Below are 17,669 nucleotides of genomic sequence, written 5' to 3'. Positions count from 1 at the left end.
AAGATTCGCCGGATTGGTGAATTGTGACACATCCTGACTGCTTCACATCGCCGATCTGGAAATGCCCGATGTCCCTTGCTTCGTCCTGTCGCCTCCGCCCTGTTTTTTCGCTGCGCACAATGCTTTTATCCACAGCTCTCCTGTCCTGCGCAGGAAGTGCTGATGCGGCTGCGATAGCAGCAAAACGAGGAGTACACTCCGCAAACAAACATGGGTCTGCCTCCTCACGACATCATGCGACCGACGTTTCTGCGACAAGTAACGAGGTTGTTCGTGTCAATGCCCGGCGCGGTGTAACAGGGGCAGGACAGCACGAAGCACATTCCGAAACTGTATTGTCCCGCCAGGAACTTCAGAACCGGAATGTTCGGCAGCTGACAGATATCGTTCGTGTCGCACCGAACCTGACCATTCAGCCTTCTTTTGGAAGCTCTGCACTGAATTTTGCCCTGCGTGGTGTCGGGCTGATGGATTTTACACAGAACAATACGCCATCCGTCATGCCGTATGTAGACGGTGTGGCCTATCCCGTCAGCATCATGACATCTGGCATACTGTTCGACATGGACGACATCTCGGTTGCCCCAGGCGCATCCGGCTTTACGCATGGACAATCCACTACCGGTGGAGAAATCAATTTCCATACGGCAGACCCAACGCCCGAATTTCACGCGGGTCTGACGGAAGATATTGCCAGCTATGGGCGTAACCGAGTTGAAGGGTTCGTTTCCGGGCCGATCTCCCGATCTGTATCGTTCCGGCTCGCCGGACAGTCCATGACTGGTGGCGGCTTTCAGCGCAATTCCAAAGGCGAGGGTTACGGCAACGCCAATATCGGCGCTCTTCGTGGAAAGCTTCGCTGGAAAATCGACGAAACTTCGACACTCGATGTTGGCGGCCACTGGACGACGGATCAATCTGAAGCATCGTCTGGACACAATCTGTACAATAGCTACGGCATCCCCATTACATCCAACATCATGGAAACAGAATGGGGACTTGACCCACGATTTGCAAAAATCATCGGTATAGACGGCAACAACAAAAAGCCGCGCGAAGACAACATGTTCTGGGGCGCCAACATCAAATATACCAAGGATTTCAGCTGGGGTCGCCTGTGGACGCTGAGTGCGTTTGAGACTGTGGACGAACATGAGTTGACCAATCAGACCAACTCTGTCGCCTCCTATGGCAACATGTTCCGCAACAATCAGACCAATGTCTTTTCTCAGGAACTCAAGATTGAATCCCTGAACCCGCATGCCAAATTTCATTGGGAAGCAGGGATGTATTACAGCCGGGCACGGATGGCACAGAATTTCTGGTATGATTCTTCAGATCGTCCCAATACGACACCTCTCAATGAGACATCGTATCGTCAGAACCAGCAGAATTTCAATCAATACGTCCAGCTCTCCTACCGGATACTCCCAAAGCTGACTGTAATCGGGGCGATCAGCCATGAATCTGATGACCGTCAGATGCTGAACGTTCTCAGTGCAGATTATGATCTCAACACGGGCGCAAGAACACGTCTTCAGAATTTTGGAAATTCCGGCGCATTGACCAACCAGTTTGCCGGACGCGTTGGGGCACAGTATCAGTTCGAGCCGAACATAATGGGTTACGTGATGTTCTCCCGCGGCTTCAAGCCAGGCGGATTCTCCGCCAATATCACCCAGCAATCCAGTCAGCTGAAGCCATTCAAGCCCGAACAGGTTCTGACCTATGAAGGCGGTTTCAAGACCATGTTCTTCAACCGCCGCCTGCGGTTCAATGCCGCTGGTTTCTACTATGACTATCGCGACCAGCAGCTTCTGGGCACCATTCTTGTACCGCCGTATGGCGTGCTCGGCGGCTATGTGAATGCTCCGCGCTCCAATATCTATGGTGCCGAATTCGACATGGAAGCCCACCCATTCCACGGGCTCGTGCTGACACAGAATTTCGGCTACCAGAACGGTTCCTACTCCCAGTTCCAAAGCCTGAACCGCAGTGCAACTACAGCCCAGTTTGCAGCGACAGGAATATGGTCACCGGTCAATACAAACTACAATGGCTACAATATGGGTCTGGCAAACCTGACACTGTCCGGTGCCGCGACTTACTCATGGCCGATGTTCCGCGACTACAAAATGACTTTTGATGTCGACTATAACTACCGCGGCGCCCAGACACAGCCTCAGCATATTGGAGACGGAGGCATCTACCGCGCCCCTTCATACTTTCTCGTAAACTCCTTTCTGACCTTTGCCGCCCCGAAACAACATTGGTCTGTCACGGTTTACGGTCAGAATCTTGCTGATCGCCGCTACTGGCTTTCAGGCGGAACACAGGCAACTTTCTATGGCGTCATGCCAGGTCTGCCACGTTTTGTAGGCGCAAAGATGAACGTAACATATTGATGGCTGGAGGCCTTGAGCCTCTCGCTTTTTAATCGTTCATCTGTTTCGAGGCAGGGATGGGACGACCTGTATGCCGAGTTGCGCAGCACAGGCCGCGTCCCGCCCCCAGAGCGGGTTCACGACATTCCGGTTTCCCTGTAAAAAATGGATTTCTCTGGTGAATGTTATGACGACCGTTCAGTATTATCGGGAATCTGTCCTTTCTCAGCAGGTCAAGACCCTTCTGCTTCAAGCCGGCGCACAGGAAAAGGACGCAGAGGCGACGACATGCGCTCTTCTGCACGCCTCTCGCATCGGTGTAGACAGTCACGGCGTCCGTTTGATAGGCCACTATCTCCGGCTTCTTGGAACAGGCGGCATCAATCCCAGACCGTCCACAACCTTTAAGAGAACCGGGCCTGCAACCGGTCAACTGAATGCTGATGGCGGCCTTGCCCATCCTGCTGCCTACAGGGCCATGAACGAAGCCATCCTGCTGGCACGGGAAGCAGGAATCGGAGCCGTGGGCGTACATCATTCCTCCCATTTTGGAGCCGCTGGCGCTTATGTGCTGGAAGCTGCGCGACAAGGCATGATTGGCCTGATCATGAGCAATTCCGACGCCGCCGTGTCTCTGTTCGGGGGCGCCAAACCGTTTCATGGGACAAACCCCATAGCCATGGCAGCACCCGTGAAGAATTCGGATCCGTGGCTTATGGATATCGCCACATCTTCGATCCCCTTCAACCGGGTCAAACTTTACCAGTCGCTGGGACTTCCATTGCCTGTCGGAGTAGCGGCGGATAGTTCGGGTCTATCCACGCAGGATGCGATGGCTGCCTCCTTTCTTCAGCCGCTTGGCGGTGAAGGCTTCGGGTTCAAGGGAGCTGCACTGGCGGGATTGGTTACGGTACTGGCCGGCGCACTGACGGGCGCAGAACTGGACCCCGTTATGACCGGAACAGATGAAGAGCAGAATTTCCTGAAGCGACAGAATGTCGGACATTTTGCGATCGCAATAGATCCAGAAAAATTTATCGGATCCGTCGCCTATGACCTCGCAATGCGTAAATATCTCGATCTTCTGCGCAACAGCCCCTCGGCGGACGGACAACACCCGGTTATGGCACCCGGAGACCGGGAATGGCAGGAAGCCAGACGAAGAGCCGTCAATGGCATCCCGGTTGACGAGGAAACCCGACGGATACTCGGCTTGTAGCTTACGCTCCTAACCGAAAATCAGGCGCCCCATCCAGCCCGTTTCCCACGGAAAATAACCTCTTGTTGATGAGTCTTATCTCCACAGGAGAAAAATATCTCACAACCTTATGGACACACATATCGTTATATGTAACATAATGAGAGATAGTTCTTACGGCCAAAGTGTGATATTCCATCACAAAACGGATCGGATGGAACCCTGGGCATGACTGACCCGTCATGTCTGCTCTGTGCTTCATATGGTCTGGATGTCGTCTATGGATCTGGTTCTTGGAATTGATGTGGGGACAGGGAGCGCCCGGGCTGGTCTCTTCACCCTTGACGGGCAGAAGAAAGCGGCCTTCGTCCATAAAATCCAGACATGGACACCACGTGCCGGCTATGCCCAGCAATCGTCTACTGATATCTGGTCCGCCATCTGCGAAGCGACCCGCAACGCACTGGCAATGCTTGATGAACCATACAGAATCACCGGGATCGGCTTTGACGCAACCTGCTCTCTCGTCGTGCTTGATGAAGACGGTCATGCCCTGTCGATAGACCCCGATGGGGCACCTGAGCAGAACATCATTCTCTGGGCGGATCACCGTGCCCTTGAAGAAGCGCGGGACATCAATCGCGGCGGACATGATGTGCTTCGCTACGTCGGTGGTACGATCTCCCTAGAAATGGAGACGCCAAAGCTGCTCTGGCTGAAACGTCACCTTCCCCATATCTACGATCAGGCAGCTCATTTCTTTGATCTTCCGGACTTTCTGACGTGGCGCGCGACAGGCTGCCTGTCCCGTTCCGCCTGTTCGACAGCCTGTAAATGGACCTATCTCGCCCACGAAAACCGCTGGGATGAAGGGTATTTTCAGTCTGTCGGACTGGAAGACCTCGCGGCTGACAATTTCAAACGTATCGGGAATGATATTCGTCCGTTAGGCGGTATTCTTGATACCAACTTGAGCGCTAAAGCGGCCTCGGAAATGGGTCTGACACCCGGCATTCCCGTCGGTGTCTCCGCAATTGACGCCCATGCCGGAGGGATAGGCCTGTTTGGCCTTAACACAGAAGATTCTCTGTCCGATGAACAACTTGAGCGCTCAATATCACTGATATGTGGCACTTCGAGCTGTCATATGGCGGTCTCGAAAGAAGCACGCTTCGTACCGGGAGTCTGGGGCCCCTACTGGAACGCGATGGTCCCTGGAATGTGGCTCAATGAGGCCGGCCAGTCCTCAACAGGATCATTGATCGACTTCATCATCTCCAGCCACAGGCTTGGCTCCTCGCTCAGGCAGGAGGCAGAAAAAGCCGGAGCAAGCGTATATGCGCTGCTGAATGCGCGAATTGAAGCGCTTGAAGGCGACAAGCTGCCGGGAACGATCACGCCCGACCTGCATGTCTTTCCGGATTTTCACGGAAACCGCTCGCCCCATGCCGATCCGGATCTGAGAGGCATGATCAGCGGACTGACCCTGTCTGATACGCTCGATGATCTGGCACGGCTTTACCTCGCCACCGTACAGGGCCTGGCTTACGGCACAAAAGACATCATTAACGCTCTCAACGCGAAGGGCTACCGGATCGACACGATCCTCGCGACCGGTGGCAGTACCAAAAACTCCGTTTTCCTGCGGGAACACGCCAATGCAACGGGGTGCCGCATCCTGCTTCCCGCAGAACCTGACTCCGTTCTTCTGGGAGCAGCCATTCTCGGGGCCGTCGCAAGCGGAGCCTATACCGACCTGAGGCAGGCCATGGCGCGAATGAGTCATGCGGGAGACGAGATCCTCCCCGACGGGCGCACCACCTCATATCACGCCGCCAAATGTAACATCGCGCACGGCATGCTCGAAAGCCAGATCACCTGGCGTCAGCAGATGCGCGACGTTCTGGAAAAGGAGGCCACCGCCTGAAGGCAGGGTCTGCTGCCCCGCCGCTCTTCCTCCACCCACCCTTTCTACCAACCAGAACCCCTTTTCCAGAGGTCATCCCATGCGTCACCTGAAATCCACCCGTACAGCCCTCTGCGCCCTTGGCGCCCTGCTCGCAGGCTCGGTCCTCTCCAGCGCACAAGCCGCCGGAACCCTGACGATCGCCACAGTGAACAACGGCGACATGATCGTCATGCGGCAGCTTTCGACGGAATTCGAAAAAGCCCATCCCGACATTCACCTGAACTGGGTCACGCTTGAAGAAAACGTCCTGCGTCAGCGCGTAACGACCGACATCGCCATGAAAACCGGCCAGTTCGATGTCGTCACCATCGGCAATTACGAAGTGCCGATCTGGGCCAAGCAGGGCTGGCTCACCGAAATCAAGCCTGACGACGCCTATGACATGAATGACATCCTGCCTTCCGTGCGTGAGAGCCTCACAGCAGACGGCAAGCTCTACGCCCTGCCATTCTATGCCGAGAGCGTCATCACCTATTACCGCAAGGACCTGTTCCAGAAAGCTGGGCTGACAATGCCCGAACAGCCGACTTATGATCAGATCCGCCAGTTCGCGGACAAGATCACGGACAAGCCCAATCAGGTCTACGGCATCTGTCTGCGCGGCAAGCCCGGCTGGGGCGAAAACATGGCGTATATTTCCTCGCTCGCCAACACGTTCGGCGCGCAGTGGTTCGACATGTCCTGGAAACCGACCCTGACATCCGACGCCTGGAAAGCGACCCTGAACTGGTATGTCTCTGCCCTGAAGGCTGATGGCCCTCCGGGTGCCACGTCCAATGGCTTCAACGAAAACTTGGCTCTGTTTGCCAGCGGGCATTGCGGAATCTGGATTGATTCTACGGTCGCAGGCGGCCTGCTGTTCGATCCGAAGCAGTCGCAAGTTGCAGACAAAGTCGGCTTTGCTCCCGCTCCCAAAGGCCCCTACGGCAAAGGACCGACCTGGCTGTGGAGTTGGAGCCTCGCCGTGCCCGTCAGCTCCCATCAGAGCGCCGATGCCCAGACCTTCATCACATGGGCCACATCCAAGGATTACGTGAAACTGGTCGCCGCCCGGAAGGGCTGGGTCGCAGCCCCTCCGGGAACACGCGCCTCGACCTATGCAGCGCCCGAATATCTCAAGGCCGCCCCCTTCGCCTCCTTCGTCCTGAACGCCATCAAGACCGCTGATCCCAATGGTCCGACCGCACAGCCCCGCCCCTACACAGGCGCCCAGTTCGTCGCGATCCCGGAATTCCAGTCCATCGGCACTCAGGTCGGCCAGACGGTTGCAGCAACCCTGTCCGACCAGATGACGGTCGATCAGGCGCTGACATCCGCTCAGGCTTCGGTCACCCGCGCGCTCCGCCAGTCCGGCCGCGCGCGATAACGCCGCCAGATCAAGGTCAAGATACCATGCAGGCCGTTCTCGAACACAGCCCGCCCGCAGGGGCGACAGCCCGGACCACGAAGAGGACAGGATTCCTGCTCCTCTCTCCTTCTGTCCTGATCCTTCTGGTCTGGTCGATCGTCCCACTCGTCATGACGCTGTGGTACTCGCTACAGAATTATAACCTCGTTGATCCCACGCTGCACGGCTTCGCGGGCATCGACAATTACTGGTACCTGCTGACCGACCCCGATTTTCTGCACGCTTTGCTGAACACGCTCGTCCTCGTTGCGGGCGTCCTGCTGATCAGCATTGGCGGTGGAACACTGCTGGCTGTTCTGTACGATCAGGAATTCTTCGGACGCGGCATCGCTCGCATCATGGTCATTTCGCCATTCTTCATCATGCCGACGGTTTCCGCGCTGTTGTGGAAGAACCTGATGCTGCACCCGATCTATGGCGTCTATTCCGCCATGATGCGGGCCGTGGGCCTCACCCCGATCGACTGGCTGGCGCGGTTTCCGCTCATGACCGTCATGATGATCGTCGCCTGGGAATGGCTGCCCTTCGCGGTTCTCATCCTGCTGACGGCCGTGCAGTCTCTGGACGGCGAGCAGCGTGAAGCCGCCCGCATGGATGGCGCGGGGCCGATCGCGCGTTTCCGCTACATCATTCTGCCGCATCTGGGCCGCGCCATCAGCGTCGTGGTCATGATCGAGACGATCTACCTGCTGACGATCTTTGCCGAAATCTCCGTCACTACGGCGGGCGGACCCGGCGTGGCCTCTACCAATCTCGCCTACCTGATCTATTCCCGCGCCCTGCTTCAGTTCGACGTGGGCGGTGCTTCAGCGGGTGGCGTGGTCGCAATCGTCATCGCCAATATCGTCGCAATTTTTCTGGTGCGCGCCGTAGCCCGCAATCTGGAGGCCTGACATGGCGCTCAAGACAAAAACCAGCACCCACATTGGCGTAACCATTCTTGGATGGGGAATAGCGCTCTGGCTGTTCTTCCCGATTTTCTGGATGATCCTCACAAGCTTTAAAAGCGAAGTGCAGGCCATCTCTACGCCGCCGAAGCTGTTCTTCATGCCTACACTAAGCAGCTATGCCGAGGTGTTCGAACGCGCCAACTACTGGCACTTCGCGCTGAATACAGTGATAGTCTCGGTCGCAGCGACAGCCATCGCCATCGCACTGGCTGTTCCCGCCGCGTATTCAATGGCGTTCATGCCTTCAAAGCGCACCCGCGGGACTCTGCTCTGGATGCTCTCGACCCGGATGCTACCCCCCGTGGGCGTTCTGGTGCCGATCTACATTCTGGCCCGCAACACGCATCTGCTCGACACCTGCACGGGCCTTGCGATCGTGGACATGCTCACGAACCTGCCGATCATCGTGTGGATGCTCTACACGTTCTTCCGGGAAGTCCCGGCCCCCATCCTGGAAGCCGGCCGGATGGACGGCGCCACACGCTGGCAGGAAATGACGATGGTGCTCCTGCCGCTTGCCCTGCCCGGCATCGCGTCTACAGCCCTGCTGTCGCTTATCCTGTGCTGGAACGAGGCATTCTGGTCCCTGAACCTGACGTCCTCGCACGCGGCCCCGCTGACAGCCTTCATCGCGTCGTTCTCGTCGCCAGAAGGCCTGTTCTTCGGAAAACTGTCCGCCGCCTCCACCCTTGCCGTCGCCCCGATCCTCGTTTTCGGCTGGATCAGCCAGAAACAGCTCGTCCGCGGCCTGACCTTCGGAGCCGTCAAATGACTCTGATCCCGGCTCACTCCCTTCACTCTTTCTACACGAACGGGGCCTGACCCATGGCGACTGTCGAACTCAAAAACCTCCGCAAGACGTATCTTACGGAAGAAATCATCAAGGGTATCTCCCTGTCGATCGAAGAGCGCGAATTCGTGGTCTTTGTCGGCCCGTCGGGCTGCGGAAAATCCACGCTCCTGCGTATGATCGCAGGGCTTGAGGACATTACATCCGGCGATCTGCTCATTGACGGCCAGCGCATGAACGACGTGGAACCCGGCAAGCGCGGTCTGGCTATGGTCTTTCAGTCCTATGCGCTCTACCCGCACATGAACGTTTACAAAAACATGGAATTCGGCCTGAAGCTGTCCGGCATGCCGGAAGCGGAACGGCGTACAAAAATCGAGCATGTCGCACGCACGCTCCAGCTCGAACCCTATCTGAACCACAAGCCCGGACAGCTTTCCGGCGGTCAGCGCCAGCGTGTCGCCATCGGGCGCGCCATTGTACGCAATCCGAAAGTGTTCCTGTTCGACGAACCGCTTTCCAACCTCGACGCCGCCCTGCGTGGTCAGATGCGCGTGGAACTCTCAGCCCTGCACCGCAAGCTCGGCGCCACCACGATCTATGTAACGCACGACCAAGTCGAAGCCATGACCATGGCCGACAAGATCGTCGTCCTGCAGAAAGGCGTGGTCGAACAGATCGGCTCCCCGCTCGAACTGTACCATCACCCGCGTAACCTGTTCGTGGCCCGCTTCATCGGCTCCCCGCCCATGAACTTCTTCTCGGCCATTTTCCAGGGCGGAGACGCCGCCGGATCGAGCGTGCAACTCCGGGATGGATCGAACCTCTACGTCCCCGTCACATCCCCGGGCCTTCTGCCCGGAACCAAAGTGACGGTCGGCATCCGCCCCGAACACGTCGAACTGGCATCTTCAGGCCCCAACAGCGGCGTCGTGGAAGTCATTGAGCGCCTCGGCGCCATCACGCTCGTTCATGTCCGCATGCCAGACGGGGAAATCATCGTCGTCCAGACGGATGGCGCCGTTCTCACGGATGTGGATACCCGCGTCAGCCTGACCCTGCCCCCGCGCAACTGTCACCTTTTTGCTCCTGACGGCCTGGCCTTCGAGGCCTGTCACCGTCACCCGCTCGCTGCCTGATTTTAGGAACCACACATCATGTACATGGAAAAACTCCGCCTCGATAACCGCGTCGCCATCGTCACCGGTGGCGCACAGAACATCGGTCTGGCCTGCGTAACGGCCCTTGCCGAAGCGGGCGCACGCGTCGTTATTGCGGACCTCGACGAAGCGCTCGCAGGCCAGGCCGTCCGAGACCTGCGCGATCAGGGTCATGACGTCAGCAGCGTTCTCATGGACGTCACAAAGACGGACAGCGTACAGAACGCCGTGCGCAGCGTTCATGAAAAGGAAGGCCGTCTGGACATTCTGGTCGCCTGCGCGGGGATCTGCATTTCCGAGATCAAGGCAGAGGACATGACGGATGGTCAGTGGCTCAAGCAGGTGGATATCAACCTGAACGGGATGTTCCGCTCCTGTCAGGCCGCAGGACGCATCATGCTCGAGCAGAAGAAGGGCGTCATCGTCGCGATCGGCTCCATGTCCGGCCTGATCGTGAACCGTCCCCAGCAACAGGCTGCCTATAATGCGTCAAAGGCAGGTGTTCACCAGTATATCCGTTCGCTGGCCGCAGAATGGGCGCCTCACGGCATCCGCGCCAATGCCGTCGCCCCGACCTATATCGAAACCACCCTCACGCGCTTCGGCATGGAAAAACCGGAACTTTACGACGCCTGGATTGCCGGAACCCCGATGGGACGTGTCGGCCAGCCCGACGAAGTCGCCTCGGTCGTACAGTTCCTGGCCTCCGACGCCGCAAGCCTCATGACGGGCGCGATCGTGAACGTGGACGCAGGATTTACCGTCTGGTGAATCCGCTGGTCCGGGCAGCAGAAAACTGCCCGGATTCCCCCTTCGCAACAGACCGAAACACTTCGTTTCCATGAAAGAAATCTTTCAAAGTTTTATTTTCCAGACCTCTACTTGCAACTAACTCTCAATAGCGATACCAGCCTCTGACCACGCATCAGCATGAACAGTCATTTGAGGTCGGGTATGCACCGCAACAGGATTTTTTACGCGATACCCCTCTCCCTCGTCATGAGTGGAGAAGTCTTCGCAGCCGACCAGAATGTTACACCCGAACAAACCCAGCGCTCCGGGACCAGAAAAACCGAGACTGCCGGAACACAGGCCAAAACGGTCGAGACGCTCAAGGTCCGCGCCCGCCGCGCCTCGACGATCGCATCTTCCGCCACCAAGTCGGACACGCCGCTCGTCGAAACCGCCCAGTCGGTCACGGTCATCACCCGCAACGAAATGGATATCCGCAACGTCTTGAACCTCAATCAGGCCGTCCGATATACCGCAGGCATTACGCCGGATCTTCGCGGCGGCGGCGTCGGGACGCGCTATGACCAGTTCGCCCTGCGTGGATTTTCGGCACCGACATTCCTCGATGGCCTGAAACTTCAGGACAGCCCGACCGGTTACGCCGTCGCCCAGACCGACACGTCACGTCTGGATCGTATCGAAATTCTCAAAGGCCCGGCCTCGGCCCTTTATGGCCAGTCGAGCCCCGGTGGCCTTGTCGCCCTCTCCAGCAGACTGCCCACGGATCAGCGCTCTTATGGCAGCGTGAACGCGACCGGCGGCATGTTCGACCTGTATCGCGTGGATGCCGATGTCGGCGGTTTCGTGACGAAGAACGGCTTTGTCCGCTACCGCCTCGATGGCACCATCAACGGCCAGCACAGCCAGCTCGCCCGGACCGGCAGCCGCCGCTTCTCGATCAGCCCGTCCTTCACATTCGGCGGCGATGGCCCGACCACGCTGACAATCCTCGGCAATTACCAATACGATCCCGAAAACGGCACCTATGGCGGCGTCCCGCTGGTCGGTTCGCTCAAACGCGCGCCGTTCGGCTTTCTGCCGCGCAATTTCTACGACGGCGACACCTCGTTCGAAAAATACAACCGCCGCCACGGTGCCATCACCTACATTTTCAATCACCGTTTCAACGACAATTGGAGCTTCAGCACCCGTGGCCGTTACGACGACATCAAGACCCAGTATCGCAGCGTCTATGACAGCGGCTATTATGTTTCGGATGACACACTGGCCCGCTCGGCCATTGCGACCAACGAACATACGCACAACCTGACATTCGACAGCCAGTTCAAAGGCAAGGTTCGCACCGGCCCCCTGCGTCACACCATGATGTTCGGCTTCGACTACATGCAGCAGAGTGCCTCCGAAGTCGGCTTCTACGGCGACGCTCCGTCCATGAACGTCTTCCATCCCGACTATCAGATGGCCATTGCTCCCCTGAGCCCCTGGGTGAACTACAATACCGACTCCCATCAGGCCGGTATTTATGGTCAGGACGAGATCCACTGGAAGCGCCTGATCCTGACGGGGAGCCTGCGTAACGACTGGTACCGCTCCCACCAGACCGACAACATGTACCACACCACCACCAACCAAAGCCCCAGCCAGATCACATGGCGCGCTTCGGGCCTCTATCACTTCGATTTCGGCCTCTCCCCCTACATCAGCTATTCCACGTCCTTTCAGCCCCAGTCCGGAAGCGTGTCGACAGATGGCGGAAGGACTGTACGTCAGGCCAACCCGTCCATCGGCAAACAGCTTGAAGGCGGCCTGAAATACCAGCTCCCGGGCACATCCCTGCTTCTCACCGCCGCAGGGTTCCATATCGAGCAGACGAACGTTCTCGTCGGGATCGGCAACACGGGCTACAGCGCCGAAAGCGGACTGGTCCATTCAGATGGTTTCGAGTTCGAAGCCCATGCCGAGCCGTTCCACAACCTCGTTCTGACAGCCGCTGTCAGTATCCAGAATGTCCATAACGACTCAACCGGCAAGCCCCTGATCCAGTCCGGAAAAGGCAATGCCTCGCTGTTCGCATTCTATACAATGCCCTCCGGCCCGGCGAAGGGTCTCGGCTTCGGCGGCGGCATGCGCTATTCCAACAAATCCTATGGCGGCGAAGCGTCTTACGGGAGTGTCTGGGTGCCACAATATGCCGTGTTCGATGCTTCGGTGCGCTACGACCTTTCCAACCTGTCGCACAGCCTTCATGGCTGGAACGTGGGCGCCAGCGTCCGCAATCTCTTTGACAAGAACTTTGTCGCAAACTGCCTGAGCTACGCCTCTTACGGTCAGGAATTCTGCTATTACGGAGAGCGCCGCAACGCGCAGGCCAATATTGGCTTCAGCTGGTAAACCGCTGAGCAGACACACCCGGCGCTACGACACGATCCTGCGTCTTGTCGTAGCCCTGCCGGCCGGATACGTGGTGTCCGCGCTGGCAGGCGTGTGCCTCGCATTCTGGCTGCCGCTTTCCAGGGCCGATAACGCCATGGCCGGGATCCTGCTCAGCCTGCTGCTCTGGCCGCTCGTCTTCATGATGTCTTTCGGGATCACAAATATCAGGCGACTGGCAGCAATGACCGGTGTTCTGGCCCTTGTCCTGAGCGCCTGTGTTTTCGGCGGCGGCTGGCACTCATGAAAAACACTTTCCGCGCCTCAATGGCACTGGTCCACACCACACTGGGCCTCGTGACGGGATGGGTCCTGTTCGCCATTGCCCTGTCCGGCGCCCTGAGCGTGTTCCGACAGGATATCAATCTCTGGGCCAGACCCGAATTGCCTGCTGGCGCCTCCGCCCCCCTCACCGTGAACGCCCATGCGCTGGACTGGCTGAGCCACAACGCCCCTGCCGCCAGCGCATGGTATGTCGCAAGTGCAAACGCCTTTCAGCCTTTTGCAACAGCCCTGTGGCCGGATGCGAAGGGGAACTACATCCAGCGCGCCCTTGACCCCACTACCGGCAGCCCTGACGGCATCCGCGACACGCTCGGCGGCGAATTTTTCTACCGCTTTCATTTCGAGCTTCAGCTTCCCTATCCTCTCGGCCGTCTGATCGCCGCCCTTGCTGCGCTCGCACTGGTTGTCGGGCTGATGACCGGCGTTGTCATCCACCGGCGCATTTTTGCGGATTTCTTTACCTTCCGGCCCTCACGCGGGCAGAGAAGCTGGCTGGACATGCACAACCTGCTCGGTGTTGCAGCCCTGCCCTTTCATCTGATGATTTCTTTCACCGGTGCCGTCACGCTCGGCACGCTGCTACTTCCGTGGAGCACACAGGCGCTCTACCGCAATGATCTGACGGCGTATTATACCGAGCTCAACCCTGCTCTCTATTCCCGTCCCGCCACGGGCCATCCTGCCCATCTCGCCCCTTTTCTGCCGATGCTGCGCGAGGCCGAAAGCAAATTCGGGGGTGCCGGGCTGGAGCAGATCTATGTGTTCAATCCGTCCGATCAGGCCTCTCTCGTGACCATGATCGCCGGTAACGGCCATACGGTCAGCACGTCCTCTCAGATCATCACATTCGATGGTCCCTCTGGCCGCATCATCAGACAACACATCGAACACCGCCCCATCATCAAAACCTATGGCTTCCTGTACGGACTGCATGTCGCCCGCTTTGCCCCCACCGTCACGCGCTGGCTCTATTTCCTCTCCGGCCTCGCACTCGCAGCAGTGATCGGCAGTGGCATGCATTTGTGGGCAATCAAACGCCTGCGCCGCCCCCACCATCGGGGACACCGGATTGTCGCGCGCCTGAATGTGGGCGTGCTTGGCGGAACACCGCTCGCTTTTGCATCCTTTTTCATCGCCAATCGCCTCATCGGCCCAACAGTTCCGCACCGGGCCGGCTATGAAGTGACAACTCTCTTCGCCGTGTGGGGCCTTACCCTGCTTTACGCACTGGCCCGCCGTCCGGAACGGGCCTGGCCGGAACTGCTGGGCGGCAGCGCGGTTGCGTGCCTTGTGGTCTCACTGCTCAGCCTGCCATGGCACACATCCGTTCTGGCGGGTGTCAGCGCAACGTCCGCGCTCCTGTCTGTGTCATTCGCCTTTGCAACATTGCGCACCCTGCAAAAAACGGCTCTCTCGGGATGAACTGGATCATCTCGCTGTTTCTTGGGCAGGGTGCAATGCTACTCTTGGTTATGGCCTCGATACGCGGAAATCGCGTCCTGTGTCGCGACAGCCTTACCGATCTGCAACGGAATATCCTGAAATGCTGCGCTGCCGTGGGTCTGACCACCAGCTTCGTTCTTCAGGCCACGTCCAGCGATTTCATCATTCTGAATACCCTTGAATGGATGCTGCTCGCAGGTCCGGAAATCATGATCGCAACGCTGCTCTGCTCGTGGCGGGAACAGCGTTCGCGATCATGACCGTCAAAAACGGTTAGCCGGAAAACGCCACCGCCGCAGCCGGATCCGTAATCGTGGGCTGCCCGGTCTCCATCCGCCCGCCCAGCACATGCCTGAAGTCCGGGTCCTCCGGAGAAGTCAGCGTCACATCATACCACTGATGCGTGGCTGACAGATCCAGCCTGATGTCTTTATGCCCACCGGATTTCAGAACAACCGTTTGCAACGGCGCAGCATCTCCCGTCCGGTACTGGACAGTCACCGGAGCCCTGCCGCCATTGCTAAGGGAGAGAAGAAGTGCTGCGCCCCTCCCCTTTGCACTGCTTTCATAGCGACATGCGGAGCGCAACAGAACACGGTCAATATGCCCCCGATAGGCCCGGTAAAAGCCATTGGGCGCATGAACCGCCACATCATACAGCCCTTCTACGACCGGAAGCGTCACATCCGTGTCGTCACCAGCCGCAACAGCATAGGTGCCCGCCTGCATGTCCCTACCATCATTGCGATAATCATAGACATTGAACGGCGCACCCGCAGAGCGTTCCCCATGAACACTCCGGCCTGCGCGGAGCTTCAGATGCACGCGCCCCTCTCCAGCCTGCACGCCCCCGTCGCAATAAAGTTCATACGGCAGCGCACAGGCCGGACGTGTTCCCGGTTCCTGCCGCACGGTTTCCCGCAACAGATCCGGCTGTGCCCTCAGTGTCGCCATCTCGGAAGCGGACAGAGAGCGAAAACCGCCCGGCATGGGACGGTTCCGTGCATCCTCAATCACCCGCAGATGCGTGTCGCGATCCAGATAACTCAGAGACGGTGCAGCCTCTTCGGAAGAATGAAAGCAGGACGTCAGATCGCCACAGATCGCACGACGCCAGGGAGAAATATTCGTCTCCCGAACAGACGTTCCGAACTTCCGTTCCACAAAATGCTCGAGAAACTGCAACGTCGAACTGTGGTCGAAAAGCTCTGAATTGACCCGTCCGCCCCGGCTCCACGGGGACGCAACCACCATCGGCACCCGGAACCCGAGGCCAATCGGGCCGCTCCGGGCCAGTCGCTCGGGAACACCCAGTCGGACTTCATCTTCAGCGACCGTATACTCCAGTCCGTCCGCTCCAATTGTCCCGGAAGACCGCCCCGTCTCCGGACGCTGGGGATCGGGGGCAGCGTAAGAACAGCAATGATCGAAATACCCGTCATTTTCATCATAGGTCAGGATGAAAATGGTCTTTTTCCAGACCTCGGGATTTTCAGTCAGAATATTCATGACCTCCGAGACATACCACGCCCCGTACCAGGCCGATGTCGGGTGGTCCGAGAAATGCTCCGGAGCGGCCAGCCATGAAACGGCCGGAAGAGTCCCTGTCCTCGCGTCCTTGCGGAACTGGTAGAGCACATCGCCCTTGGGCGCTTTCATTCCCTTCGCTTCCGGATCATCCTCAAACGCCAGATCTTCAAGCGAATGATAATCCGGATCAGCCTTGTTCGTCACGAACGCCCTGGTGAAAAGTGCGCGCTCCGCCGGGGTCAGCTCTTCATAACCCTTTGCTGATTTCTGCCGCCGGCGCAGAACGTCCATCAGAGCCCTGGCTTCCACAAGCTGCTCACCACGCTCACCCGAAACCAGCATCTCAAGTTTTTCAAGCCGGTTGATATGCTCGGAACATTCCTGGATCCGCTCGTCAATCCAGTCTCCGAAGCCTGGATTGGAACCGACATTGAAGCTGTCAAAACACTCCAGAACGTTACATCCGAAGTTCGACAGCCAGGATCGTTCCGCCCCGGACATCCCTCCCGTCTGACTGAGTTCGTTCTGATAGAACTTCCAGGAAACCCCGATCTTTTCCAGCCGCTCCGGAAAAGTCGTCCAGGTCATCCCGCCTTCGAGAATTTCCGGGTTCCGCATATAGACGCTGGACGTCGTGTTCTGCTTGTCACGGACGGTTCCCGTCCAGAAGATCAGGCGATTGGGCGTCGTGCTTGTCATCGCCCCACAATAATTCTGGTCACAGACCGTAAAGGCATCGGCCAGCGCGTAATAAAACGGAAGATCCTCGCGCGTATAATAACCCATCGTCAAAGGATACTGTTTGTATTCCTTTTTGTGAGGACGCTTGGCATCAATCCAGTCATCATGATGCCCCCCATTCCAGGCATCGACCTGACTGTCCCGTGAATGCGGGATCGAGCCCATCCATGTGACTCTGGTATCATGAATGTTGAGGCGCCAGGGTGCATAGGTCTCGCCCCCCTTCCCCGACTGCACGAAAACGGAATTACCATTTTTCTGCCGGATGGCCCGCCTGTCATTGAACCCGCGAACACCGGCAAGTGTTCCGAACATATGATCGAAAGACCGGTTTTCCTGCATGAGGATCACCACATGCTCGGCATTCAGATATGTCGTTCCCGGATCGGGCGCTATGGCGTAAGCGCGGCGAATGGCGGCCGGCAGCCCCTGCGTTGCTGCGGCCGCTCCGCCGAACAGGGCATATTTGAGAAAGGTTCTGCGAGAGGACATGTTGATCTTTGCCTGAAACCGGAAGGCGTTTGTAACGCCAGAAAAGGTATATCAGGACAGTCCTAGACACTTCGCAGAACCGGTTCACCCCCCGTTTTTACAATTTAATAAAGGTTTCACCACCCGCAACCGTGGC

13 protein-coding genes are annotated in these 17,669 nt (G+C 57.9%); 12 read left to right on the top strand and 1 reads right to left on the bottom strand.

Translation table 11 applies throughout. The annotated features are described in order from the left end of the window. The first annotated feature begins 68 nt into the window (after positions 1-68). From A0U94_RS04990 to A0U94_RS04935, 12 genes are all read left to right on the top strand, one after another. The gene (locus A0U94_RS04990) at positions 69-2,405 is read left to right on the top strand and encodes a TonB-dependent receptor domain-containing protein (protein WP_077802632.1); all 2,337 of its coding nucleotides are present in this window, start codon (positions 69-71) and stop codon (positions 2,403-2,405) included. Positions 2,406-2,571: 166 nt separating this feature from the next. Next, positions 2,572-3,603 (top strand): Ldh family oxidoreductase, encoded by a 1,032-nt coding sequence (locus A0U94_RS04985; protein WP_077802631.1) that lies wholly within the window; start codon positions 2,572-2,574, stop codon positions 3,601-3,603. Positions 3,604-3,862: 259 nt separating this feature from the next. Then, positions 3,863-5,509, top strand: a complete 1,647-nt coding sequence (locus tag A0U94_RS04980) for an FGGY-family carbohydrate kinase (protein ID WP_077802630.1) — start codon at positions 3,863-3,865, stop codon at positions 5,507-5,509. 79 nt (positions 5,510-5,588) lie between these two features. After that, a complete protein-coding gene (locus A0U94_RS04975) occupies positions 5,589-6,917 on the top strand; it encodes an ABC transporter substrate-binding protein (protein WP_062029604.1) in 1,329 nt (442 codons plus the stop codon). Positions 6,918-6,943: 26 nt separating this feature from the next. Beyond that, a complete protein-coding gene (locus A0U94_RS04970) occupies positions 6,944-7,852 on the top strand; it encodes a carbohydrate ABC transporter permease (RefSeq protein ID WP_077802629.1) in 909 nt (302 codons plus the stop codon). Position 7,853: 1 nt separating this feature from the next. Continuing rightward, complete coding sequence (locus A0U94_RS04965; protein ID WP_077802628.1) at positions 7,854-8,681, top strand: carbohydrate ABC transporter permease; 828 nt, start codon at positions 7,854-7,856, stop codon at positions 8,679-8,681. A gap of 53 nt (positions 8,682-8,734) precedes the next feature. Then, positions 8,735-9,838 (top strand): ABC transporter ATP-binding protein, encoded by a 1,104-nt coding sequence (locus A0U94_RS04960; RefSeq protein WP_077802627.1) that lies wholly within the window; start codon positions 8,735-8,737, stop codon positions 9,836-9,838. An 18-nt stretch (positions 9,839-9,856) separates the two neighbouring features. Next, positions 9,857-10,630, top strand: coding sequence for an SDR family NAD(P)-dependent oxidoreductase (locus A0U94_RS04955; protein ID WP_077802626.1), 774 nt, complete (start codon positions 9,857-9,859; stop codon positions 10,628-10,630). Between the two features lie 183 nt (positions 10,631-10,813). After that, a complete protein-coding gene (locus A0U94_RS04950; RefSeq protein ID WP_077802625.1) occupies positions 10,814-13,003 on the top strand; it encodes a TonB-dependent siderophore receptor in 2,190 nt (729 codons plus the stop codon). After that, entirely contained in the window at positions 12,987-13,289 is a 303-nt protein-coding gene (locus tag A0U94_RS04945; RefSeq protein ID WP_077802624.1) for a hypothetical protein, read from the top strand. Before A0U94_RS04950 ends, A0U94_RS04945 begins: the two co-directional genes overlap by 17 nt. Next, positions 13,286-14,749 carry a PepSY-associated TM helix domain-containing protein gene (locus A0U94_RS04940; RefSeq protein ID WP_077802623.1) on the top strand — a complete coding sequence of 488 codons (1,464 nt, stop codon included), beginning with the start codon at positions 13,286-13,288 and terminating at the stop codon, positions 14,747-14,749. Before A0U94_RS04945 ends, A0U94_RS04940 begins: the two co-directional genes overlap by 4 nt. After that, the gene (locus A0U94_RS04935; protein ID WP_077802622.1) at positions 14,746-15,030 is read left to right on the top strand and encodes a hypothetical protein; all 285 of its coding nucleotides are present in this window, start codon (positions 14,746-14,748) and stop codon (positions 15,028-15,030) included. Before A0U94_RS04940 ends, A0U94_RS04935 begins: the two co-directional genes overlap by 4 nt. Positions 15,031-15,043: 13 nt before the next feature. Here the strand turns inward: A0U94_RS04935 and A0U94_RS04930 are convergent, their stop codons facing one another. Further along, on the bottom strand, positions 15,044-17,533 hold the full coding sequence (locus A0U94_RS04930) for a phosphocholine-specific phospholipase C (protein ID WP_077802621.1): 2,490 nt from the start codon (positions 17,531-17,533) through the stop codon (positions 15,044-15,046). Between the last annotated feature and the right edge of the window lie 136 nt (positions 17,534-17,669).

This window comes from Gluconobacter albidus (genome assembly GCF_002005485.1).
Lineage (GTDB): Bacteria > Pseudomonadota > Alphaproteobacteria > Acetobacterales > Acetobacteraceae > Gluconobacter > Gluconobacter albidus.
The sequence above is the reverse complement of the archived record's forward strand: the minus strand, read 5'-3'. Positions and strand labels throughout refer to the sequence as shown.